At 30.7% G+C, this 24,192-nt stretch carries 16 protein-coding genes and 1 pseudogene; 10 read left to right on the plus strand and 7 right to left on the minus strand.

Annotated features, from left to right (window positions below; translation table 11 throughout):
• A partial coding sequence (locus HMPREF2852_RS07955) for an LPXTG cell wall anchor domain-containing protein (RefSeq protein WP_186821939.1) occupies positions 1 to 3,225 on the plus strand: 3,225 nt, incomplete at its 5' end.
• A 450-nt stretch (positions 3,226 to 3,675) separates the two neighbouring features.
• Here HMPREF2852_RS07955 and HMPREF2852_RS07960 read toward each other — a convergent pair.
• From HMPREF2852_RS07960 to HMPREF2852_RS07970, 3 genes are all read right to left on the minus strand, one after another.
• A complete protein-coding gene (locus HMPREF2852_RS07960; protein WP_070607423.1) occupies positions 3,676 to 3,915 on the minus strand; it encodes a hypothetical protein in 240 nt (79 codons plus the stop codon).
• Positions 3,912 to 4,400, minus strand: coding sequence for a dihydrofolate reductase (locus HMPREF2852_RS07965; protein WP_070607504.1), 489 nt, complete (start codon positions 4,398 to 4,400; stop codon positions 3,912 to 3,914). The genes HMPREF2852_RS07960 and HMPREF2852_RS07965 overlap by 4 nt, the downstream gene beginning before the upstream one ends.
• 164 nt (positions 4,401 to 4,564) lie before the next feature.
• Positions 4,565 to 5,383, minus strand: coding sequence for an aggregation-promoting factor C-terminal-like domain-containing protein (locus HMPREF2852_RS07970; protein ID WP_070607426.1), 819 nt, complete (start codon positions 5,381 to 5,383; stop codon positions 4,565 to 4,567).
• Positions 5,384 to 5,620: 237 nt separating this feature from the next.
• On the opposite strand from HMPREF2852_RS07970, the gene hydE reads away from it, so the two are divergent.
• Positions 5,621 to 6,655, plus strand: coding sequence for a [FeFe] hydrogenase H-cluster radical SAM maturase HydE (gene hydE / locus HMPREF2852_RS07975; RefSeq protein ID WP_070607429.1), 1,035 nt, complete (start codon positions 5,621 to 5,623; stop codon positions 6,653 to 6,655).
• A gap of 17 nt (positions 6,656 to 6,672) precedes the next feature.
• Here the strand turns inward: hydE and HMPREF2852_RS07980 are convergent, their stop codons facing one another.
• Positions 6,673 to 7,467 (minus strand): histidinol-phosphatase HisJ family protein, encoded by a 795-nt coding sequence (locus HMPREF2852_RS07980; protein WP_070607433.1) that lies wholly within the window; start codon positions 7,465 to 7,467, stop codon positions 6,673 to 6,675.
• Positions 7,468 to 7,609: 142 nt separating this feature from the next.
• Between HMPREF2852_RS07980 and HMPREF2852_RS07985 the strand changes: the two genes are divergently transcribed.
• Complete coding sequence (locus HMPREF2852_RS07985) at positions 7,610 to 8,866, plus strand: synaptonemal complex protein 1 (RefSeq protein WP_070607437.1); 1,257 nt, start codon at positions 7,610 to 7,612, stop codon at positions 8,864 to 8,866.
• A gap of 47 nt (positions 8,867 to 8,913) precedes the next feature.
• Here HMPREF2852_RS07985 and HMPREF2852_RS07990 read toward each other — a convergent pair whose 3' ends face one another.
• Complete coding sequence (locus HMPREF2852_RS07990) at positions 8,914 to 10,842, minus strand: fructose-bisphosphatase class III (protein WP_070607440.1); 1,929 nt, start codon at positions 10,840 to 10,842, stop codon at positions 8,914 to 8,916.
• An 87-nt stretch (positions 10,843 to 10,929) separates the two neighbouring features.
• On the minus strand, positions 10,930 to 11,556 hold the full coding sequence (locus HMPREF2852_RS07995; protein ID WP_070607442.1) for a hypothetical protein: 627 nt from the start codon (positions 11,554 to 11,556) through the stop codon (positions 10,930 to 10,932).
• 116 nt (positions 11,557 to 11,672) lie between these two features.
• Here HMPREF2852_RS07995 and HMPREF2852_RS08000 point away from each other — a divergent pair, with 116 nt between their 5' ends.
• The 3 genes and pseudogenes from HMPREF2852_RS08000 (at position 11,673) to rpoC (ending at position 19,722) form a co-directional block, all read left to right on the plus strand.
• Positions 11,673 to 12,185: a nitroreductase family protein gene (locus tag HMPREF2852_RS08000; RefSeq protein WP_070607445.1), complete on the plus strand. Its 513-nt coding sequence runs from the start codon at positions 11,673 to 11,675 to the stop codon at positions 12,183 to 12,185.
• A gap of 256 nt (positions 12,186 to 12,441) precedes the next feature.
• Positions 12,442 to 16,152, plus strand: coding sequence for a DNA-directed RNA polymerase subunit beta (locus HMPREF2852_RS08005; protein WP_070607448.1), 3,711 nt, complete (start codon positions 12,442 to 12,444; stop codon positions 16,150 to 16,152).
• Between the two features lie 10 nt (positions 16,153 to 16,162).
• A pseudogene (gene rpoC / locus HMPREF2852_RS08010) lies at positions 16,163 to 19,722 on the plus strand (DNA-directed RNA polymerase subunit beta').
• Positions 19,723 to 19,752: 30 nt separating this feature from the next.
• On the opposite strand, the gene HMPREF2852_RS08015 reads toward rpoC, so the two are convergent.
• A complete protein-coding gene (locus HMPREF2852_RS08015; protein WP_070607450.1) occupies positions 19,753 to 20,034 on the minus strand; it encodes a hypothetical protein in 282 nt (93 codons plus the stop codon).
• A 325-nt stretch (positions 20,035 to 20,359) separates the two neighbouring features.
• On the opposite strand from HMPREF2852_RS08015, the gene HMPREF2852_RS08020 reads away from it, so the two are divergent.
• Genes HMPREF2852_RS08020 through HMPREF2852_RS08035 form a run of 4 tightly spaced genes read left to right on the plus strand, consistent with a single transcriptional unit; the run spans position 20,360 to position 24,191 of the window.
• Complete coding sequence (locus HMPREF2852_RS08020) at positions 20,360 to 21,193, plus strand: formate/nitrite transporter family protein (protein WP_070607453.1); 834 nt, start codon at positions 20,360 to 20,362, stop codon at positions 21,191 to 21,193.
• A 2-nt stretch (positions 21,194 to 21,195) separates the two neighbouring features.
• A complete protein-coding gene (gene nuoE, locus HMPREF2852_RS08025; protein ID WP_070607456.1) occupies positions 21,196 to 21,696 on the plus strand; it encodes an NADH-quinone oxidoreductase subunit NuoE in 501 nt (166 codons plus the stop codon).
• A 7-nt stretch (positions 21,697 to 21,703) separates the two neighbouring features.
• Entirely contained in the window at positions 21,704 to 23,242 is a 1,539-nt protein-coding gene (locus tag HMPREF2852_RS08030; protein WP_070607458.1) for an NADH-ubiquinone oxidoreductase-F iron-sulfur binding region domain-containing protein, read from the plus strand.
• Positions 23,243 to 23,246: 4 nt separating this feature from the next.
• Positions 23,247 to 24,191, plus strand: a complete 945-nt coding sequence (locus tag HMPREF2852_RS08035) for a 2Fe-2S iron-sulfur cluster-binding protein (RefSeq protein ID WP_070607461.1) — start codon at positions 23,247 to 23,249, stop codon at positions 24,189 to 24,191.
• Position 24,192: the final 1 nt, after the last annotated feature.

Consider the following 24,192-nt stretch of genomic DNA (forward strand, 5'->3'; position numbering starts at 1 on the left):
GTAAGAAAAAATGTAGAAGTAACAATTCCATCAAAAAATCCAGAAGGAAAAGAAATAACAAGTACAAATGGTGAAAGCCACAGCTACGAATTTACCAAATGGAAAGAAAAAGAAGATACCGAACCAAGAAAATGGGAAAAAGGTAAAAAAATCACAGGCAAATTCGCAAAAGACACAGAAATAATAGCAAAATATAGTCTTAAAGCGTGGGAACAAGAAAAACCAGAGAAAAATATAATACCAAATGACCCAGATAATCCACAAGAAAAACCAAAAGGTTATGTAAGTGTAAAATTCACAAGCGATGAGGGATTAACACTAAGTGGAATTCAAGAATATTTCGTAAAGAAAAATCTTGGAATAACATTGAAAGATATAAAATGGGCACAAGCAGAAGAAAAATTAGGATATACATTCGATAAATGGGATAAAGAAAAAACTTTAGAAATAAAAGATAAAGATATAGTTGTAAATGCAACATCAAACCCATTAAAAGATGTAATACCAAAAAAAGATGGCGAAGAACAACCAAAAGGTTACGTAAAAGTAGACTTCAAAACAGACGGAAATGGAACACTAGAAGGAGAAACAACCTACTATGTAAATCCAACCAAAGAAGTAAAACTAAAAGTTCCAGAAACAAAAGCAAAGATAGGCTATCAGTTTAAAGAATGGGACAAAGATGCAGCCAAGCCAACAAAATATGAAAAAGATACAACAATCACAGCAAAATTCAAAGTACTAGATGATGTAAGCGAAACACCAATAAAAGATTACGTAAAAGTAATATTCCAAATAAAAGGAGAAGGTGGAAAAATAAAAGAAGGCGAAGTAGAAACCTACTATGTAAATCCAGAAAAGAAAGTCATAGTAACATCGCCAAAGCTAGAAACAGAAATAGGCTATAAATTCAAAGGATGGGATAAAGATACAAGTAAACTAACCCAATATACAGAAAAAGAAACAATAATAACAGGAACATTTGAAAAAATAGCCGACATAATCCCAGAAATTGATGAGGATGGAAAACCAAACGACAAACCAAAAGGCTACGTAGAAGTAATCTTTGAAAAAGGAAAACACGGAGTCCTAGAAGGAATAACAAAATACTACGTTAATCCAACAGTAGGAAAAAAATTAAAAGAAATTAAGCATCCAGAAATCAAAGCAAACAATGGATACGAAAAATACGGATGGGATAAAGACGAAAATACAGAAATAACCAAAAAAATAATCGTCACAGCAAGATATAGCAAAGAACTTACACCATTAGCACAAGAACCAAGTGCAGAAATGATAACAACTTACGTAGGAAAATATCCAGAGCTAAAAGATTACAAAGCTGCAATAAAAGCAGGAGAAATTGGAAAAACTGGAAAATTTGCAGAAATCGAAGCTTATGAAATAGTAGAAGGAAAAGAACCAGATGTAAGCAAAGAAATATTAGATGCAGATACAAAAATACAAGATCCAGAAGATCCAACAAAGAAAGTTTACAAAAATTACCAAACAATAAAAGTAATCTACAAAACAGGAGGAGTATTCTTAGTTGACGTACCAGTAAAAGTACTAGATACAATCAAAGAAGTACCAGATCCAGATACAAACCCAGGAGAAGGCTACGAAGATTATATCCTAGTAACAGTAGATCCAACAGACAAAGCAAAAGATCCAACAAAGAAATACTACAGAGTAAGAAAAAATGTAGAAGTAACAATTCCAGAAAATAATCCAGAAGGAATAGAAAAAGCAGGATTAAATGGAGAAAAACATCAATTTGATTTTATAAGATGGGAAGAAAATCTAGATAAAAATCAAAGAAAATGGAATAAGGGCAATAATATTATTGCAAAATTTGAAAAAGATACAGAGATAATTGCAAAATATAATATTAAAGCATGGGAAGTAGAAGAAGCTAAGAAAAATATTATTCCAGATCCTCAAACAATTCCAGAAGGTTATGTAAGCGTAACATTTACGCATGATAATGGTTTGTATTTAGAAGGTACACAAAATTATGCTGTAAAGAAAAATGCAAATATCAAATTAAGTGATTTGAAATGGCCAAGTATTGGAGAAAATTTAGGATATAAATTTGAAGCTTGGGATAAAGAAAAAACTTTAGAAATAAAAGACCAAGACATAGTTGTAAAGGCAAGCTCAAAGGCTATTGATGATGTGATTCCAAATGATGGAAACCATGAAAAGCCAAAAGACTATGTAAAAGTAGATTTTACAACTGATGGTCATGGAAAACTAAGTGGACAATTATCATATTTTGTAAATCCTACAAAAGAAGTTACACTTGATATTCCAAAAGCAAGTCCAAATACTGGATTTGAATTTAAAGCGTGGGATCATGATGCAAGTATGCCAAGTGTTTATAGAGTTGATACAACAATTACAGCATATTTCAACGAATTGAATGATGTAAGCACTGAACCTGTAGAAGGATATGTTGAAGTTTCTTTTGTAACACAAGGCGAAGGTGGCTCAATAATGGATGGACAAATTACAAAATTCTATGTAAATCCAGAAAAAGAAGTTATTCTTCCACCACCAAGTTTAAATGTTGAAATTGGATACCTATTTAATGGTTGGGATTTTGATACAATACAATTTGTTCAATACAAAGAGAATAAAGTAGTTACTGGAACATTTGCTAAACTTCCTGATGTAATTCCAGAAATTGATGAAAATGGTAATATGAATGATAAACCTCATGGATATGTTGAAGTGATTTTTGAAAAAGGAGATCATGGAGATCTTGAAGGAATAACAAAATATTATGTAAATCCAAAAGCTGGAAAAACTTTAGCAGAAATTGCTCATCCAAAAATTGTAGCAAAAACAGATTACAAAGTAAAAGGATGGGATACAGATGATAAGACAGTAATTAATAATAATATAATAGTAACTGCCTTGTATGAAAAAATTGAAAAAGCAGATCCTAAGCCAAAAGATCCAAAAGAACCAAAAGATCCACCACAACCATCTAAACCATCAAGCACAGAACCTTCTAAAGAAAAACCAAGTTCTAGCAATGAAAAGGATAAAGATAAAGATGGCAAATTACAAAAAGTAAGTGGAGATGATAAAAAAGGTTCAAATGTTGGAGGTACAAAAATGCCAAAAACAGGAATTGAAAGCAATTTAGGATTCTATTTATCAACAATTGGACTAAGCACAATTGGATTATTTATCCTAAAAAAGAAAAATAAGTAAAATTTTTCCTAACCCTAGCTAAAGCTAGGGTTAGACTGTTTACAAAGTTAGTTTAGTAATTTATTGTTAATTTAAAAATAAAATTACGCCACAGCCCATCTCGACTAGATGATTGTGCCTTGATTTGGCACAATCATCCCTAAAACTAAGTGCGAAAGCACGAAGAAGTTTGCGAAGCAAACGTGTTTTAGTGTGAGTGTAACGAACGCATGGAGAGATCCCATGAGATTTCTCCGCTCGTTGCACACGATGAATCGGGATAAACAACCGAAATCAACGGTTGTTTATCTGGTCGAAATGGAAAAAATTTTAGTTTGTCAACAGTCTAACTAGGGTTATTTTTTGCAAAAAAAATCCAATCTATAAATTTCAATAGGCAATAAGCTTTTGAAAATATAGATTGGATTTTTGTTTTTAAATTATTATTTGTTAATTAGTTAAAAATTAATTTTATAGAAATTCAACTTCTTTTTTGTCGGTGATTTTTACGGGGATTCCCACTTGATTCGTTTTGATTTTTTCTTCAAAAGCATTAAAATTATCCCTATATGCCAAAAATCTTTTGAGATTTATCATCGAATCGGTTATATCTATGATTTCACATCCTTGGAAATTTTTTGAATCATTATTGTAATCTTCAATTATTTCTCTGCAATCTGGACAAAGTTTGCTAACAAATATTTCTATCATTTTTTTCTCCTATAAGTTATATAATTAAATTTAAGGTCATTTTCGTAATAATCTTCTGATTTATTTACAATTTCAAAATTTTCGTCTTTATCAAAATTGTGAAGGAAGGTATCAGCGTCTTTTTTTGCATCAATTTTTGTAATAATTGCCTCATCACAAAAATCTAAGAGCAAGTCTACAATTTCTTTTCCGCCGATTACAAAAACTTCTCTATCATTTTTATTTTCTCTTACATATTTTAAAAGTTTTTGAGGGCTATTAAAAACTAAAGCATCGTCAAGTTTTAAATCTTTATTTCTTGTCAAAACTATATTTTCTCTTTTGCAAAGAGCCCCATTCATGGACTTATAAGTTTTTCTTCCCATTATAACTATATTATTTAGGGTAAGGTCTTTGAAATGAGCCAAGTCTTTTTTAAAATGAAAAAGAAGTTTATTATCTTTTCCTATTCCAAAATCTCTATCTACAGCCAAAATTATTTTCATAATTGCTCCTTGTAAATTATAATCTTCTTTTATTCTATCATTTTTGATAAAAAAATTGAATTTTTTAAATTGATATATCAAAAGTGATGGGGAATGGAAGTAAAAATGTTCACAAAAAAACTTCAAGCAATTAGCTTGAAGTTCTAATTTTTTATTATTTAATTTTAGTACCAACCGTTGTTGTTCCAAAATGCTAGGGCATTATCCCATGAACCATATCTTTGTGCTACATATTGGTCTGCAACTCTTTCTTGGTTAGCTGGAGAATAATCTCCGTTTAAGTAAGCTGCTGATAATTGATATTTTCCAATATATTGTCCGTTTCTAGCATTGTAAGATCCACCAGATTCTCTTTGTGCTATAATTTGTTTTGCTGATGAATTATTAGCTGTATAATTTTGTGCTGGTGCTTGTGTTTGAGCAGGTGCTTGATAAGATTGAGCTGGTGCTTGGTATGTTTGTGCAGATGCTTGATAGCTACTTTCTTGACTTTGAACTGGTGCATAATTTTTATTTATAAAATCATTAGAAAGTCCTAGTAAACTATTGTGGATATATCCTTCTTTACCTTCAAAAACTACTTTAACGAATCCGTTGTTAGCTGCTGATTTTACTTCAACACTTTCATCTTTTTTAAGAACTTGATAAACTTCTGAATTTAAGTTGTCAGATTTTCTAAAGTTTGCTGGGCTTAAAATTTTAGCTGTTTCTGTAATATTAAACCATTGACCACCAACGTAAGCTTCTTTACCGTTGAATTTGATTTTTAACCAACCATCTGTTGATCCTAGAACTTCATAAGATTTGTCATCTGTTATAAGTCCAATTATATTATTTGATTCACTAGCGTCACTTCTTACATTAACAGCATTAGCTTTGCTTGCATCTTTAACTGCAGATGAAGCTTCAGCCTTATTTGATGCTGTAAATAATGTTGGTAGTACGATTGCCGCTGCTAGAGCGTATTTTTTAAAATTTGTCATAATGATTACTCCTTTTTTGTGTTTTTTTAATTTATTGTAACTAATTAATAGTTTTTTTATGTTTTTCATTTCTTTTTCGTAACAATAGTTACAAAATAATTACAACTCTTTTTTACAAGCATTATAATATCCGAAGAATATGTAGAAAATATGTAGAAAAAATAAATTTTATTTTTCAAGTTTTATAAAAAACTTTTTTTTGTTATAATATAAAAATACGAAAAGGAGTGAATTATAATGGGCTTTGTAAAAGCAGAGAATTTTACTGACCAAGAACTTTTAAATTTTATAAAAAATGAATCATACAACGAATATTTGGCAAAAAAAGCCGACAAGGTAAGACAAGAAATTTATGGCAAAGATGTTTTTGTAAGAGGTCTAATTGAATTTACAAATTTTTGCAAAAATGATTGCTATTATTGTGGGATAAGAAAATCAAATTCAAATGTAGAAAGGTACAGACTTTCTTTTGATGAAATTATTACCTGTGCAAAAATTGGTTACAAATTGGGTTATAGGACTTTTGTTCTTCAAGGCGGGGAAGATTTATCTTATAAAGATGAAGATATCTGTAAAATTGTTGAGGAAATTAAAAAAATTCATCCTGATTGTGCTATAACTTTGTCAATCGGGGAAAGGTCAAAAAAATATTACAAGAAATTTTTTGATGCTGGTGCTGATAGGTTTTTATTAAGAGAAGAAAGTTCAAGCAAAGATCATTATTATAAAATCCATCCAAAAGAAATGTCTTTTGAAAACAGGAGAAGGGCTCTTTTTGATTTAAAAGAAATTGGTTTTCAAGTTGGGGGAGGTTTTATGGTGGATTCTCCTTATCAAACAGATGAGGATTTGATTTCGGATTTGAGATTTTTGCAAAAATTAAAACCGGATATGATAGGAATAGGCCCTTATTTATCCCAACACGATACTCCATTTAAAAATATGAAAAATGGTTCTTACAAAAAAACTTTAAGACTTATTTCTATTTTAAGATTAATGTTTCCTTATTGTTTGATACCAGCTACAACAGCGCTTGGAACAATAAATCCATTTGGAAGAGAAGAAGGCTTGAAGGCAGGAGCAAATGTCCTAATGCCAAATTTATCTCCAACATCTTATAGAGAACTTTATTCCTTATATGATAATAAAATTTGTACGGGCGATGAGGCGGCAGAGTGTAGAAATTGTTTAGAATTAAGAATAAAAAAAGCAGGCTACAATATAGTAACCCACAGAGGAGATGTGTCTTCTTATAAAAAAATGTATGAATAAAGGCTCTTTGTGAGCCTTTAAATTTCTATAATTTTTTCTTTTTTATTTTCAAAATAGGAAATGTGGTCAAAGCCCAAATCTTTTAAATGTTTTATTCCATCATTTATTTTATAGGAAATTGTGTCTGGGAAATGGGAATCTGAGCCTAGGGTTAGGATTTTTCCGTCTAGATTTTTATATTTTTCTAAAATTTCATCTTTTGGATTTGCGTAGGACAAATTATTTCTAAATCCTGCTGTATTATATTCGAAAGCTCTATTTGTTTTTATTAATTCTTTTAAAATTTCTTCAATCAAATCCTCATAAAATGAAAAGTCTGGTATTACTGATTTGTCTTGGACATACCTATCAATGTAGTCTATGTGGCCTAAGCTTGAAAAATTTTTACATGATTTTACGCATTCTAGCATATATTCATAATATTTTTTAAAAAAATATTTTGGATTTTTTTCTATATTTTTTCTATTTAGCCAAACATCTTTAAATTCTACGGCATGGATTGAGCCGATTACAAAATCAAATGGATTTTCGTCAATAAATTTATCAATTTTATCTGCATTTTCATAAGCCAATCCTATTTCAATTCCTGCCAAAATTTTTATTTGATTTTTATATTTTTCCCTAAGCTTATATATGGTAGAAAAATACTCATCAAGATCAAAGGAAATGTCCCTGTCATTTTGGCAAAAATTATCCAAGTGGTCTGTAAATGCCATTATTTTTATTTTATTTTTTATAGCTGATTTTACATTTTCTTCTGGATTTGTATTTGAATCAAAAGAAAAATGTGAGTGTAAATGTAAGTCTTGCATAATATTCCTTTCTTTTTATTCTTCTTCCTTATATAATAACACAAATATTTTTTTATTTTTATGTTAAATTTTATATTCTACTACAATTTTTTTTGAAAATTTGATATAATCATAAATAGAAGTTAAACAGGAGAGGGGAACAATGAAAAAAAGTAAAAAAATATTATTTTTGGCTTTAAGTATGTCTTTGGCATTTTCGCCAATTAATAGCATGATTTCAAATAAGGCAAATGTTGCTTATGCTGAAGATATGATGAGTGAGGATAAAGATTTAACTCTAGAGGAGTCTATACAAAAAGCTAAAGACTTTGTAAATTCAGAAGAATTTAAGCAATATACAAAAGAAGATCAAAACGCATATAAAAAATTAATTGAAGATTTAAAAGTTGAAAATGTAGATGAGAAAAAAGAAGAAATTTTAAAATCTATTGATAGTATTAAATTACCTTATATTAAAAAACAATACGAAGATTTGAAAGAAGAAGTTTTTAAATTAAAAGCTGAATCCTTGTCTGATGATTTAAAAGATAAACTTTATTCTTACAAAGAAACTTATGATAGTTATGAAGATTATAAAAAACAAATAGAAGATCTAAAAACTACTAAATTAAATATAGAAAATTATAATAAGAAATTAGAAGAATTTAAAAAAATTCTAAAAGATGGCTTAGAAAAAAATAGAAACTTTGGCATTGATTTAAAAGCAGAAAAATTAGTTTTGGATGATGCTAATTCAAATCTAGAAAAAGTAGAAAAAGCTATTGAAAGCTTAAATAAAGAAGTTGATGCTTACAATGCAAAAGTAAAAGAAGAAAACAGACAAAAAAATCTTAAAACCTTAAAAGAAATTATAGATGGAGAAGGAAAAACAAAAAGTAAGTATTTTTATAAAAAATCAGACGAAAGTTTGAAAAATAATTTCAATCAAAGCCTTGATTCTATAAAGAAAGCTTACAGCAAACTTCAAAATAAAGAAGAAGTTAATAATATTGATGATTTGGTAAAATCTTATAATACAGCTTACAACAATCTTAATGGAGATAAGTTTATGGCTGAACACCAAAAACTTGTTGATTATTTTGAAAAAAATAAGGGCAAATTATCTTCATCAAATCAAAAAAAATATGCTGATTTAATTAATGGATTACCAGATAAGGCTGATTCTAATTTGGATAGCATAAAAAAATTAAAAGCTGAAATAGAAAAAGCTATAGAAGAAAATCAACAAAAAGGGAAATTAAGTAAAGTATCAAGGAAAGTTGCAGTTAAAAAACAACCTGCCACAAAGAAAAGCCGTTCCTTTGTAAGAACAGGAGTACAATCAGCAGGTATAGTTCTTGTAGTTTTAATCCTTGCAGGAGCTGGATATTTCTTCATATCAAAGAAAAGTAAAAAATAAAAATAAAAAAATCTTCAAGTTTTGCTTGAAGATTTTTTTCTTGTTTGTTATTTATTTGAAATATTTTTGCCCTTGTCTATAACTTCCAATAATTCTTTCAAAACTTCTATCCTTGCTCTTATTTTTTCTCCCTCGTCTGTATCTTTTATTAGCATTCTTGGAATAAGTTTTTCGGTTTCGTAAATTTTTGGAGTATAGGCTCCCATGTTATCTCTAATGTGTGAATATGAAACGTGTTCTGCAAGGGCAACATGGTGGGAATTATACATTAAGGTGTAGCCAGCGATACCTGTCTTTTTTTGGTAAGGTTTTGAAATTCCACCATCGATTACATACAATTTTCCATTTGCTCTTACTGGTTTTTTGCCTTCTTTGACTCTTACTGGAACATGACCGTTTATAATTCTTCTTCTTTCGCATTTTAAATCAAATTCGTCTAAAATTTTATCGCAAATTTCTTCTTTTTTATTTAAATCATAATAGGCATTCATTTCTTCGTATTTTAAATTTTTATCATCAACCAATAAATTTTCAAAATACGAATATTGACTTTTGCCAAAAATTGGAGATTTTTTGCCGCAAACCAAATACCAGCAAATATCTTGAGCAAATTCTTTTTTCTTTGAATCATTTGAAAAATAAGCATCTCTTGCAAGCTTATCAAAAATATCAAGCATGGCTTTTCCTTTATAGGATTTGCCATTTATTTTTACATCTTGGAAATTTCCATCAGAATCCATTGGAATGCAGCCGTGAAATAAAAGTGAGCCGTTGGATTTTTTGTACATTGAACCATTTGTGTACATAAATTTAATGTGCTTATTTAAAAGAAGGTTTTTTGAAAATTCTTTTTGGAGAATATCAATTATAAATTCTTCCTCATAGGTTAATTTACTAGGATTTTTTGGGTCAATAGTTGGAAAATTTGTATCAAGAAGTTTTGCTCCCTTATAGGTCATTTCATCAAAATTAATATGTTTTAATGAATTTCTATCATCCATATTAAAATCTGGATTTCTCTCAAGAAGAAAGCTATCTAGTTTAAACCTAATTACACTCATAGCCTTATACATTTTTGCAGCCACATCCTTATTTACCTTATCGTAAATATTTTCTTCAAAAATTTTCGGCATAAATCTCTCACATGGGTCATCCCTATAAGTTTTCATCGAAAATTCATAAAGTGGTCTTAAATTTATTCCATAACCTTCTTCAATGAAGTCAAAATTATTGTAGGAAAATGCATTGCAAAGGCAAGCTGCAATCAAAGCCTTATTTCCACTAACAGCGCCCATCCAGGCAAGATCATGATTTCCCCACTGAATATCAACATTTGGAAAAGAAATTAATTCATCCATGATAATATGAGGTTCAGGGCCTCTGTCGTAAATATCTCCAACTATATGGAGGCTATCAACAGAAATTCTTTGGATTAGACTTGATAAAACAATAATAAAATCATCAGCAGCCTTATATTTTATAATATTTTCAATTATCTTTTCATAATATAATTTTTTATTAAATTCAGAATCATTTGTGTACAAAAGTTCATCGATAATTTCCTTGTAATTTGTAGGAAATTTTTCTTTTACTGTATCTTTTGGATATTTTGTAGAAACAAACCTAAACAAATTTACAAGTCTGTGAATATTAATTGTATACCAATCATCATCAACAATATTTTCTTCCTTTAATCTTACAAGTTCTCTTTCCGGATTATAAATCAAACTTGCCAAATCGTCTTGGTCTTTTTTTATTAAAGTATCGCCAAAATATTGCTTAGTCTTATCTCTAATATTTCCAGCAGCCGACCTTAAAAGATGAATAAAAGCCTTAGCCTCTCCGTGAAGATCAGAAAAAAAGTACTCAGTTCCCTTTGGAAGATATAATTTTGCGTTTAAACCAATCAATTCATCAACCAAATGAGTCCTACTTGGATAATTTTCTCTAAGAAGATTTAAATATTTTTCGTTCATAACAAACCCTTTCATAATAATTTCAAAAAAAAGCAAGGCTAGCCTTACTTTTTCTCTTTTCTATACCTATATTAAATTCAAAACAACTTACTTATTTTCTGCATCTTCTTTTCTATTACTTACAATATCTTTTTGATTTGTATTTCCCTCATCTTTTTTAACAAAAACTTGAGGATTTTCTTCTATCTTATTTTCTTTGGAATTTTTATCAGAAATTTCAATTTCTTTTTCATCTTCATTTATTTTTTCAAAAGTTTTATTATCATCAACATTTATTTCATTGGAATTTTCTTCATCATAATAAACTTTGCTTTTTTCCCTAAGGCCAATCATAGAACCAATAATAAGGAAAATATTAAAAAGATAAGATACAATAAAAATTTTATCCCTAAAAAACACATGGCCGATAATAGAAATAAAAATAAAGAAAAATCCTGTAAAAATATTAAATAAAAAATATTCCCCAAATTTAATAGATTTAAAAATCTTCCTATCTACAGATGTGATTAATATAAATAACAAAAAAAGCATCACAAACAAAATAGGTTTAATTATTTCAAGCGAAATATTTGAAAAGCCTAACAAATCAAAAATGGCAAAAACATAATTCCTATTTACCAATAAAGAAAACAAACTTGCCAAAAAAAGTGCCAAGCTAATAAACAAATAATAAATTGATGCTAGTCCTAAAAAAAACTTACTAATTTTTTTCATTAAATCCTCCTATTTAAATTAATTATACCACAAATATACAAAATCTACTTATCTATAAAAAACGATTTTTGATAAAAAATTTTATAGTATAATAAAAGAAAAGAAGGGAGATATTTATGGATTTTGACAAGGTAATAGATGCAAGAGTTTCAACAAGAAAATATATAGATAAAAAAATTGAAAAAAATAATCTAGAAAAAATTGTAGATGCAGGAGTAAAAGCCCCAGTTGGAAATAGCTTATACGAAAATATGGCAATAACTGTAATAAGCAATAAGGATTTAATTCAAGAAATTTTAGAAGAAGCTAGAGAAATTGTAAATGATCCAAAAGCAAATCCAATTTATTCAGCTCCATATTTAATAATAATTTCAGCAAAAGAGGGTCATATAACAAGACTTGAAGATACAGCTTGCATTATAGAAAATATGGCACTAAAAGCAACAGATCTTGAAATAGGCTCTTGTTATATAAGAGGAATGTTTGAAAGATTTGGTAAAGATGCAAGATTTATCAAAAAATTAAATTTAGAAGAAAATTTCTACCCAGTTCATGGTCTTATACTTGGTTATCCTAAAGAAAAATTACAAGGCAAAAATCATAAGATAAAAACAAATTATATATACTGATTTATTTGACAAATTTACAAAAAAATATATAGTAAGTGAAAATCAAATAGAGATTAAAAAATAATTTGAAAAATCTCCTAAATTATTTGACATTTACTAGCGTGTAGTGATATAATAAACAATTGCTAGAATTCTAATTTAGCGAGATTTTTTATTTATGTAAAAAAGGCTTAGTTTTCTATTTTAAGCCTAGAAATTACATAAAAGGTCATAAGCAAAGTTTTAGGCTAAAAGCAAGATAAAGGAGTAATTTATAGTGCAATATCATAAAGAGTTATTTGGTAAAACTGAACGTGTTAGCTTTTCTAAATTTCCTCAAGTTCTTGATTTGCCAAACCTATTAAAAGTTCAAAAGGATTCTTATAGGTGGTTTGTCGAAGAAGGCTTGGGAGAAATCTTGGAAGATATTTCCCCAATCGAAGATTATAATGGCAATTTAATACTTGAATTTGTTGGATATGATTTTGATGATGAAACAAAATATACAATAGAAGAAGCAAAATACAAAGATACAACATATTCTAGAGACCTTAAAGTTAAGGCTAGGCTTATTAATAAGGAAACTGAAGAAGTAAAAGAGCAAGAAGTATTTATGGGAGATTTCCCAATGATGACAGACTCAGCAACTTTTGTAATAAATGGTGCTGAAAGAGTTATTGTAAGTCAGCTTGTAAGAAGTCCTGGAGTTTATTATGCATCAGAGCTTGATAAATCAGGAAATAAAATGTATTCTTCAACAGTTATACCTAACAGAGGAGCATGGATTGAATTTGATACTGACGCATCTCATACAGTAAATGTAAGACTTGATCGTACAAGAAAACTTCCAGCTACAACTCTTGTAAGAGCTTTACTTTTTGAAAATGATGAAGAAATAATTGAAGCTTTAGGAGATACTGAACATTTAAGAAACACTCTTGAAAAAGAAAATTCAGAAACAAGCGAAGAAGCTTTAATAGAAATTTACAAAAAATTAAAACCAGGAGACCCTGCCAGTCTAGAATCTGCACAAAATTTAATAAATAATCTTTTATTCGATGATAGAAGATATGACCTTGCTAAAGTAGGAAGATACAAATACAACAAGAAACTAGCTTTACACGAAAGGCTTATAGATCAAATTTCTGCAAAAGATGTAGTAAGTGATGAAACAGGCGAGCTTTTTGTAAAAGCTGGAGAAATGATAGATAGACAAACTGCTCTTAATATAGAAAATAGCGGAATTAATGTTGTAGACATAATTGTAAAACAAGAAAACGGTGAGGACAAAGAATTAAGAATTTGTGGAAACCACTTTGTTTATCTTAATTCTTTTGAAGAATTAGAAGGATTTGATCTTGAAGATCTTGAATTATCAGAAAAAGTATATTATCCAGTGATGAGAGAAATACTTGACGAAAATGAAGATAAAGAATCAATTATAAATGAAATCGAAAGAAGAAAAAAAGAACTTTGTCCAAAAAATATTGTAAAATCTGATATTCTTGCTGCAGTAAATTATCAATTTAACCTTTTTGAAGGAATAGGCGATGTTGATGATATTGACCACTTAGGAAACAGAAGAGTTAGAGGCGTTGGAGAATTATTACAAAACCAATTTAGAATTGGTCTTGCAAGAATGGAAAGAGTTGTAAGAGAAAGAATGACAACTCAAGATCCTGACCTTGCAACTCCTCAAGGACTTATAAATATAAAACCAGTAACAGCTGTAATAAAAGAATTTTTCGGCTCAAGTCAGCTTTCACAATTTATGGATCAAACAAATCCAATGAGTGAGCTAACTCACAAAAGAAGATTATCAGCTTTAGGACCAGGTGGACTTTCAAGAGATAGGGCAGGAGTAGAAGTAAGAGACGTTCACGATTCCCACTACGGAAGAATTTGTCCAATAGAAACTCCAGAAGGTCCAAACATCGGTCTAATTACATCTCTTACAACTTATGCAAGAATTAATAAATATGGATTTATTGAAACACCTTACAGAAAAGTTGGCAAAGATGGACACGTAACAGATGAAATAGATTATTTAACAGCAGATGTTGAAGATAATTTCATAATTGCCCAAGCTAACGAGCCACTTGATGAAAATAATAGATTTATAAATGACCGTGTTTCAGGACGTGGTATAAATGGAGAAAATGATATTTATCCAAGAGAAAAAGTTGAATACATGGACGTTTCTCCTCAACAAATCGTATCAGTTGGAGCAAGTTTGATTCCTTTCTTGGAAAATGACGATTCAACTCGTGCTTTGATGGGTGCCAACATGCAAAGACAAGCAGTTCCTCTTTTAAAATCCCAAGCACCAATAGTTGCTACAGGAATTGAGCATAGGGCCGCAAAAGATTCTGGTGTTTGTGTAGTAAGCAAAAACGCTGGAGAAGTTGTATATGTTGGAGATGAAAAAATCAGAATCAAAAGAGATTCAGATGGAGAAATTGATTATTATAGACTTCTTAAATTTAGACGTGCAAACCAAGGAACAACAATTAATCAAAGACCAATTGTAAAACTTGGAGAACATGTTGATGCAAACGAAATAATTGCAGATGGTCCATCAACAGAACAAGGAGAGCTTGCCCTTGGTAAAAATATTCTCATTGCTTTTACAACATGGGAAGGATATAACTACGAAGATGCTATGCTTTTAAATGAACAATTAGTAATGGATGATGTTCTTACATCAGTTCACATAGAAGAGCATGAATGCGAAGCTCGTGAAACAAAACTTGGTGCTGAAGAAATAACAAAAGATATTCCAAATGTTGGCGATGACATGAAGAAAAATCTTGATGAAAATGGTGTTATAAGAATCGGTGCTGAAGTTAAAAGTGGCGATATCTTGGTAGGAAAAGTTTCGCCAAAAGGAGAAACTGAACTATCTCCAGAAGAAAGATTATTAAGAGCTATCTTTGGAGAAAAAGCTCGTGAAGTTCGTGACACATCACTTACAGTTCCACATGGAGAAAGTGGTATTGTTGTTGATGTAAAAGAATATAACAAAAAAGATGGAGATGAGTTATCTCCAGGTGTAAATAAAGTTATTAGAGTTTTTGTTGCAACCAAAAGAAAAATTATGGTTGGAGATAAAATGTGTGGTAGACACGGTAACAAGGGTGTTGTTTCAAGAATTATGCCAAGAGAAGATATGCCTTTCCTACCAGACGGAACTCCAATCCAAATTTGTTTGAATCCATTAGGTATTCCTTCACGTATGAATATCGGACAAGTTTTGGAAGTTCACATGGGACTTGCTGCAAGAACTATGGGATGGAAGATTGCTACACCAGTATTTGATGGTGCTTTGGATACAGAAATAGAAGAAGCCTTAGAAGAAGCTCAAAAGACAGCTCCTTATGTAAATAAAACAGGAAAAATCAGACTTCGTGATGGTAGAACTGGAGAAGAATTTGATAATCCAGTTACAGTTGGAGTTATGTATATGCTAAAACTTCATCACATGGTTGAAGAAAAAATCCATGCTAGAAGTATTGGACCTTACTCACTTGTAACTCAACAACCTCTAGGTGGTAAGGCACAATTTGGTGGACAAAGATTTGGAGAAATGGAAGTTTGGGCTCTTGAGGCATATGGAGCAAGTCATACTCTTCAAGAAATGTTGACTGTAAAATCAGATGATGTTACTGGAAGAGTTAAAACTTACGAAGCAATTGTTAAGGGAGAAAATGTTCCAGAACCAGGCACACCTGAATCTTTCAAGGTATTGGTAAAAGAATTACAATCTCTAGCCTTAGATGTTGAGCTTTTAGATGAAGATGGAAACGTAATTGAAATTAAAGAAAATATAGATGAACAAGATAAGTTCTCAGAAGTTGAAAAGATTGATGCATCAAAAATTAGAAGCCAATCAAAAAAACTCAGTGGAGCAAATCTTTCAGCAAAAGAAGAGGAAAAAGTAGAAGTAACAGATTCTACTAATGAAGATATAGAAGAGCTAGAAGATTAAGGGGGATTTTTTGTCAGAATTACAAGAATTTGGTGCTATGAGAATGAAAATAGCATCTCCTGAAAAAATCAGATCATGGTCCCATGGCGAAGTAAAAAAACCAGAAACTATAAATTATAGGACACTTAAACCTGAAAAAGATGGTTTATTCTGTGAGAAAATTTTTGGACCAACCAAGGATTATGAATGCTCTTGTGGTAAATACAAGAGAATTAGATATAAGGGTATTGTTTGCGAAAAATGTGGTGTTGAAGTAACAAAATCTAAAGTAAGACGTGAAAGAATGGGACATATTGAACTTGCAGCTCCTGTAAGTCATATATGGTATTTCAAAGGAATCCCTTCAAAAATGGGTTTACTATTAGATATGAGTCCAAGAGTTTTGGAAAAAATATTATACTTCGCATCCTATGTAGTAATAAATCCAGGAGAAACTGAATATTACGAAAAACAAGAATTATCTGAAAGTGAATATTCAGAGGCTCTAGATAATTATCCAGATGATACAGAATTTCAAGCTGAAATGGGAGCAGAAGCTGTTAAAAAACTTCTTGCTAACATGGATCTTAAAAAAGAATATGAATCTTTAATGAAAGAACTTGAAGATGCAAAAGGACAAAAGAAAGTTAGAATTTCTAGAAGACTTGAAGTTGTCGACGCATTTTAACAAGTGGCAATAAACCAGAATGGATGATACTTGATGTACTTCCAGTTATGCCACCTGAACTTAGACCAATGGTTCAACTTGAAGGTGGAAGATTTGCAACAAGTGATTTAAATGATTTGTATAGAAGAGTTATAAATAGAAACAACAGATTAAAAAGACTTCTTGATATTGGAGCTCCAGAAATCATTGTAAGAAATGAAAAAAGAATGCTCCAAGAAGCTGTTGATGCACTAATTGATAATGGTAGACGTGGACGTGCTGTAACAGGGGCATCAAATAGAAATATGAAATCTCTATCAGATTTATTAAAGGGTAAAAGTGGTAGATTTAGACAAAACTTATTGGGTAAAAGGGTAGATTATTCAGGACGTTCTGTAATAGTTGTAGGTCCAAATCTTAAATTTAACCAATGTGGTTTGCCACAAGAGATGGCTCTAGAATTATTTAAACCTTTTATAATGAATAAGGTTGTAGAAAAAGATCTTGCTCACAATTTAAAATCTGCTAAAAAAATGGTTGAGAAAAAAGATCCAAGAGTATATGAAATACTTGAAGATGTAATAAAAGATCATCCAGTTTTATTAAACCGTGCTCCTACACTTCACAGACTTGGTATCCAAGCTTTTGAACCGGTTTTGGTTGAAGGAAAGGCGATGAAACTTCATCCACTTGCTTGTCCTGCTTTTAATGCGGACTTTGATGGAGACCAAATGGCAATCCATTTGCCTTTATCAAATGAAGCACAAATTGAAGCAAGACTTTTGATGATGTCAACAAACAATATTCTTGGTTTAAAAGATGGTAAGGCAATTACAACTCCATCCCAAGATATGGTTCTTGGTGCATATTACTTAACAACTATTAAAGAAGGTGCAAAGGGCGAAGGAATGATTTTCGAAAATATTTCAGAAATGAAAAAAGCTCTTTTAAATCATGATGTTACCCTTCAAACAAAAGTTGGAGTAAGAATTAAAAAAGATGAAAAAGATCCTGGAAAAATTGTAAATTCTTCAGTTGGTAGATTTATCTACAACGAAGGAATTCCACAAGATTTAGGATATGTAAATAGAAAAGAAGATCCATATTCTCTAGAAGTTGATCAAGTTACATCATCTGGTGTATTAAAAGAAATTGTTGATCGTTGCTTTAGAAAACATGGAAATATAAAAACAGCATCAGTTCTAGATTATATAAAATCAACAGGTTATAAGTTCTCAACTCTTTCAGGACTAACAGTTTCTATGTCAGACGTTACAATTCCACATCAAAAATGGGATATAGTTTCAAAGGCTGATAGCGAAGTTGATAAGTATGAAAAACTTTATAGACGTGGATTTATAACTGATAATGAAAGATACGAAAAAGTTATAGATATTTGGAGAGAGGCAACTGATGAAGTAACAGCAGCTCTACTTGACGAATTAAAATCTGACAATAATATTAAAATATTTGCAGATTCTGGAGCCCGTGGTTCTACAAACCAAATTAGACAATTAGGCGGAATGCGTGGACTTATGTCAAGAGCTGATGGAAAAATCATAGAAATTCCTATAAAGGCTAACTTCCGTGAAGGACTTTCAGTACAAGAATACTTTATTTCAACACACGGTTCTCGTAAAGGACTTACAGATACAGCTTTAAGAACTGCCGATTCAGGATATTTGACAAGAAGAATGGTAGATATTTCTCAAGATGTTATCGTAACAGAAGATGATTGTGGTACAGATGGATTTGTAGTTGCTCGTGAATTTAAAGATGGCAACGAATTAATCGAAAATTTATTTACAAGAATTGTAGGACGTACATCATTTGAAGATATTTATGATAATGATGGGGAACTTATAGTTGGTAAAAATCAAATCATTGATGAAGATAAGGCTGACAACATTGTAGCAAATGGAATTAAAGAAGTTAAACTTCGTTCAGTCCTAGAATGTAAATCTAAACATGGCGTTTGTGAAAAATGTTATGGTAGAAACCTTGCTACAGGCAAGAAAGTAAATATTGGAGAGGCTGTAGGAATTATAGCTGCTCAATCAATCGGAGAGCCAGGTACTCAGCTTACAATGAGAACCTTCCACTCAGGAGGAATTGCAGGAGTAGGAATTACTCAAGGTCTTCCAAGGGTTGAAGAGTTGTTTGAAGCAAGAAAACCAAAAGGACTTGCATTTATTGCTGAAAACTCTGGAACAGTTTCATTAATTCAAAATGAAAAGAAAACTGATGTTGAAATCTTATCAGAAGATGGATATTCTAAAAAATATAATATACCATTTGGTGCAAGACTTTTAGTATCAGAAGGCGATGTAGTTGAGAAAGGACAACAACTTACAGAAGGTTCCCTTGATCCACACGATGTATTAAAGGTTCTAGGAAAAGTTGGAGTTCAAGATTATATAACCAAAGAAGTTCAAAAAGTTTATAGACTTCAAGGTGTAGAAATTGACGATAGACATATAGAAGTTATTACAAAGCAAATGCTTAAAAAAGTAAAAATAGAAGATGCTGGAGATACAGAATTTTTACCAGGTTCATTGCAAGAAATTAGAGAAGTAAGAATTGCAAATGAACAAATGGAAGAAGAAGGCAAAAAGCCATGTAAATATTCTCAACAACTTCTAGGAATTACAAAAGCATCACTTGCTACAGAATCTTGGTTATCAGCAGCATCTTTCCAAGAAACAACAAGAGTTTTAACAGATGCATCAATAAAAGGAAAAGTTGATGATCTAAAAGGACTAAAAGAAAATATAATCATAGGAAAACTAATACCAGCAGGTACAGGAATGAAAGTCTACAATGACTTTGATATTAACTATGAAAATAAAGACCTTGAAGATGCACAAATCCAAATGAATATAGAAGAAGTAGAAAATAGAGAAAAAGAAGCGTTAAATGAATAAAAAAACAAGAGCCAGCATAAGCTGGCTCTTTTATATTGTGTTTATTAAATTTAAAACTATAAATACCAATAATAAAATTATAGTTAGTTTTTTGTATTTTATATTTTTTAAATCAAAATTAACTTTTTGGACTTTTGCTAGAAATATGGAAAAAATCAAAAATCCTAGGGAATAAATTAATGATCTTGTCAAAGATTCTTGTTGACTGTTTTTATAAATGTAAAAAAAAGCCAAATATTGAATAAGCAAAACTAAACTTGCAGCACAAGGAAGAGCATGAATATATTGTCTGTAATTTTCTTTAGAATTCATAAAATTCTCCTTTCCAATAAATTCATTATAGGGGATTTATTGGAAATATACAAATTAATTTTTAAGTGACTCTTGCAAATTTATAATAAATAATTTAGAAAGAGTCACTTTTTATTTTAAAAAAAATTAAGATAGAATAAATAAAAACACATTTCAGGAAAAAGATTTCTTAGTTATAAATATAAAATAATTGTTAAAATTAAAACATGTATAAATATTTAGTGAAATCGATTGACATAATTATTAAAAAGATTTAAAATTTAATTAAGTATAGCTTTAATATATAAAAATATGTCTATATGATTTTAAATAAAAAGGAGGAGCTATGGCAAATATTTTAGGACCAGATGAGATTTTGGACAAGGTCAGTGATGCTTATGTAAAAAAGGCTAGGGCGAACACAAAAAGACTTTTTATCCTTTCATTTTTGGCGGGAGCTTTTATCGCTTTTGCAGCAGCAGGATCAAGTTTTGCATCTTTTAATTTGCTAGCAAATAAAGATACTTTGGGTCTTGGAAAATTAGTACAAGGTTTGTGCTTTACTCCAGGTTTAATTTTTGTTCTTATTGCAGGAGCTGAGCTTTTTACTGGAAATAATTTGATGCTTATTTCTGTATATGATAAAAAAATCAATATAAAAGAGCTATTGAGAGCTTGGGGCATTGTTTATTTGGGCAATTTTATTGGATCAGTTTTCGTAGCATTTTTAATGTTAAAATCAGGTCAATGGGAAGCATGCGATTCTATGCTTGGGGCAAGAACAATTTTAATTGCAAATTCTAAGGTAAATCTTGGATTTTCTGAGGCTTTTATCCTTGGTATTTTTTGTAACTGGCTAGTTTGTTTGGCTGTTTGGATGTCTTTTGGATCTGATAGTCAAGTTGGCAAGATGCTTTGTGCATTTTTCCCAGTAATGTTGTTTGTTCTTTCTGGATTTGAACATAGTATTGCAAATATGTACTATATTCCAGCAGGAATTTTTGCAAAATCAGTTCCAGCTTATGCGGCTGCAAGCGGACTTGGTGATGGACTTATCTCACTTACTTGGTCAGGATTTTTCATCCATAATTTAATTCCAGTAACTTTAGGAAATATTGTTGGTGGAGGAATTTTTGTAGGTTTAGCTTATTGGTTATCATTGAGAAAAAAAGAGGATTAAATATGAAAACTATAAAAGGAAATTTTGTTTTTGATAAAGAAGAAAATAGAGAAAAAATTAATGAATTTAAAAAATTTATAGAAAAAAACAAGGATAGAAAAGGTCCTTTGATGCCAATTTTACAAGAGGCTCAAAGTATTTTTGGCTATCTTCCAGATGAAATGATGGAACTTATTTCAAATAAATTAAATATTCCCCTAGCAGAAGTTTATGGGGTCGCAACTTTTTATTCACAATTTACTTTTATACCAAAGGGAAAAACTGATATACATATTTGTCTTGGAACAGCTTGTTATGTAAAAGGGGCTGCTGACATTTTAAATGAATTTGAACAAAGACTTGGTATAAAAAAAGGCGAGACCACTCCTGATGGAAAATTTTCTATTTCAGAGACAAGGTGTCTTGGAAATTGTGGAGCAGCACCTGTAGTTGAAATAAATGGTGAGCAAGTAGAACATTTTACAAAAGATGATGTTTCTAAAGTTTTGGAAGAAAATAAGTAGGTGAATTATGTTAAATTTGGAATATCTTGAAAAAATAAAAGAAAATACACAAGTTTCTCACCCGGAAAAACTTGAAAAAACTGATGATATTCAGGTGAAAATTGCCCTTAGAAATTGTGGGGTTATTAATCCAAGAAATATCGATGAGTACATAGCAAGGGGCGGATATTTTGCCCTACATAAGGCCCTATCAAAAATGGATAGGAAAGAAATTATTGAAACTATTTCAAATTCAATGCTTCGTGGAAGAGGAGGAGCTGGTTTTCCTACTGGGAAAAAATGGCAAACTGCATTTGATTATGATGTGGATAAAAAATATATAATTTGTAACGCCGATGAGGGAGACCCAGGTGCTTATATGGATAGGTCAATTCTTGAAAATGACCCACATTCAGTTCTTGAGGCAATGGCTATTGCAGGTTATGCAATTGGAAGTGATGAAGGATTTATTTATGTAAGGGCTGAGTATCCAAAGGCTGTTGAAAGTTTAAAATATGCTATAAAAGATGCTGAAGAAAAAGGTTTTCTAGGAAAAAATATAATGGATTCTGGTTTTAATTTTACAATTGAATTAAGGCTAGGTTCAGGTGCTTTTGTTTGTGGAGAATCTACAGCTTTGATGGAATCAATTGAAGGCAAAAGAGGGATGCCAAGAGTTAAAATCCACCGTACAGCTTTTAGGGGCTTGTGGCAAAAACCTACAGTTATAAATAATGTAGAAACTTTGGCAAATGTTGCTCAAATTATTATAAATGGTGCTGATTGGTACAGAAGCATTGGTACGGAAAAATCTCCTGGAACCAAAGTTTTCTCCTTGGTTGGAGATGTAAAAAACAGTGGATTGATCGAAGTTCCTATGGGAACAACTTTAAGAGAAATTATTTATGATTTGGGCGGAGGAATTGAAGGCGACAAAGAATTAAAAGCTGTTCAAACAGGTGGACCATCTGGTGGATGTATTCCTGCAAAATATTTGGATTCATCTGTAGATTATGAAACCCTAAAAGAATTAAATTCTATTATGGGTTCAGGTGGAATGGTAGTTATGGATGAAAATACTTGTATGGTTGACATAGCAAGATTTTTCCTCGACTTTACTTGTGATGAATCCTGTGGAAAATGCGTTCCTTGTAGGGAAGGTACAAAGAGAATTTTGGAAATTCTTGAAAGAATTGTAGCAGGAAAGGGAAAAATGGAAGATATTGATAGGCTTGAAGAGTTAAGCGAATTGGTAACAGAGGCTTCTCTTTGTGGTTTGGGAAAATCAGCAGCCTTTCCAGTAATTTCTACCTTAAAATATTATAAAGACGAATACATAGACCATATTGAAAATAAACACTGTCCAGCTGGATCTTGTAATGCATTATTATCTTATAAAATCGAAGATAATTGTATAGGATGTGGAACTTGTAAGAGAAATTGTCCTGTTGGTTGTATTAGTGGAAAAGCTAAAGAAAAATACATAATTGATCAAGAAAAATGTATTAAGTGTGGAACTTGCTATAATGTTTGTCCAATAAAACCAAAAGCTGTAGTAAAGGGATGATCTTATGACAGATATTACAATAAAAATTGATGGAAAAGAAATAAAAACTCAAAAAGATAGGTTTGTTTTGGATATAGCAAGAGAAAATGGGATAGAAATTCCTGCGATTTGCTATGATCCAAGTCTTGATGCCTTTGGTGGATGTAGACTTTGTATAGTTGAAATTACAAAAAATGGTAGAAGTAAAATTGAAACTTCTTGTTCAGCAAGGGCAAGTGATGGGATGGAAGTAAAAACTCAAACTGATGATTTAAGAGAAAAAAGAAGAAATATTTTGCAACTTTTACTAGACTCTCATCCAAATGACTGTCTAACTTGTCAAAAAGCTGGAACTTGTCTTCTACAAAAATATGCCTACGAATATGATGTAAAATTCAGAGACCATGATGGGGCAAAAAGAGAAGAAAAATATGATTTATCAAGCCCTTATATTTATAAAGACAATTCAAAATGCATTCTTTGTGGAAAATGCGTACAAATTTGTAGGCAAGTTGAAGAAAGGGCAATTTTATCTTTTGCCGACAGGGGCTATGATTCTTATATAGCTTGCGATTTGGGAGAAGATTTTGCTCATTCCTATTGCGTTTCATGTAACAGGTGCGTTTCAATTTGTCCTGTTGGGGCCTTGGTTGATAGAAGGCTTATGGGAAAAATTAGAAACTTTGAAGGAGAAACCAAAGAAGTTAAGTGCAAGGTTTGCGATTATGGATGTGACTTTAATCTTCATTCAAAAGATGGCAAAAATCTTGCAGTTACTGCAAAAAAAACTGGTTCTGGAAGACCTCTTTGCTTAAAGGGAAGAATGATGACAGAGTTGATGTTTTTGGATAATCCAGATAAACCTTACATGAAAGGGGCTGGAGAGTTTAAAGAAACTAATTGGATGACTGTCACAGGTTTAAATAATGTTTATAAAAAAATTGAAAAAATAGAAGATAAAGGAGAATAAT

Source organism: Anaerococcus sp. HMSC065G05 (assembly GCF_001812365.1).
Taxonomy (GTDB): domain Bacteria; phylum Bacillota; class Clostridia; order Tissierellales; family Peptoniphilaceae; genus Anaerococcus; species Anaerococcus vaginalis.

Bases quoted from the DNA above. Each gene is read 5' to 3' on its own strand.
- HMPREF2852_RS07990 (WP_070607440.1), bottom strand. From the start codon at position 10,842: ATGAACGAAAAATATTTAAATCTTCTTAGAGAAAATTATCCAAGTAGG.
- HMPREF2852_RS07960 (WP_070607423.1), bottom strand. From the start codon at position 3,915: ATGATAGAAATATTTGTTAGCAAACTTTGTCCAGATTGCAGAGAAATA.
- HMPREF2852_RS08030 (WP_070607458.1), top strand. From the start codon at position 21,704: ATGTTAAATTTGGAATATCTTGAAAAAATAAAAGAAAATACACAAGTT.
- HMPREF2852_RS07970 (WP_070607426.1), bottom strand. From the start codon at position 5,383: ATGACAAATTTTAAAAAATACGCTCTAGCAGCGGCAATCGTACTACCA.
- nuoE (WP_070607456.1), top strand. From the start codon at position 21,196: ATGAAAACTATAAAAGGAAATTTTGTTTTTGATAAAGAAGAAAATAGA.
- HMPREF2852_RS08035 (WP_070607461.1), top strand. From the start codon at position 23,247: ATGACAGATATTACAATAAAAATTGATGGAAAAGAAATAAAAACTCAA.
- HMPREF2852_RS08020 (WP_070607453.1), top strand. From the start codon at position 20,360: ATGGCAAATATTTTAGGACCAGATGAGATTTTGGACAAGGTCAGTGAT.
- HMPREF2852_RS08000 (WP_070607445.1), top strand. From the start codon at position 11,673: ATGGATTTTGACAAGGTAATAGATGCAAGAGTTTCAACAAGAAAATAT.
- HMPREF2852_RS07965 (WP_070607504.1), bottom strand. From the start codon at position 4,400: ATGAAAATAATTTTGGCTGTAGATAGAGATTTTGGAATAGGAAAAGAT.
- HMPREF2852_RS07980 (WP_070607433.1), bottom strand. From the start codon at position 7,467: ATGCAAGACTTACATTTACACTCACATTTTTCTTTTGATTCAAATACA.
- HMPREF2852_RS07985 (WP_070607437.1), top strand. From the start codon at position 7,610: ATGAAAAAAAGTAAAAAAATATTATTTTTGGCTTTAAGTATGTCTTTG.
- HMPREF2852_RS08015 (WP_070607450.1), bottom strand. From the start codon at position 20,034: ATGAATTCTAAAGAAAATTACAGACAATATATTCATGCTCTTCCTTGT.
- hydE (WP_070607429.1), top strand. From the start codon at position 5,621: ATGGGCTTTGTAAAAGCAGAGAATTTTACTGACCAAGAACTTTTAAAT.
- HMPREF2852_RS07995 (WP_070607442.1), bottom strand. From the start codon at position 11,556: ATGAAAAAAATTAGTAAGTTTTTTTTAGGACTAGCATCAATTTATTAT.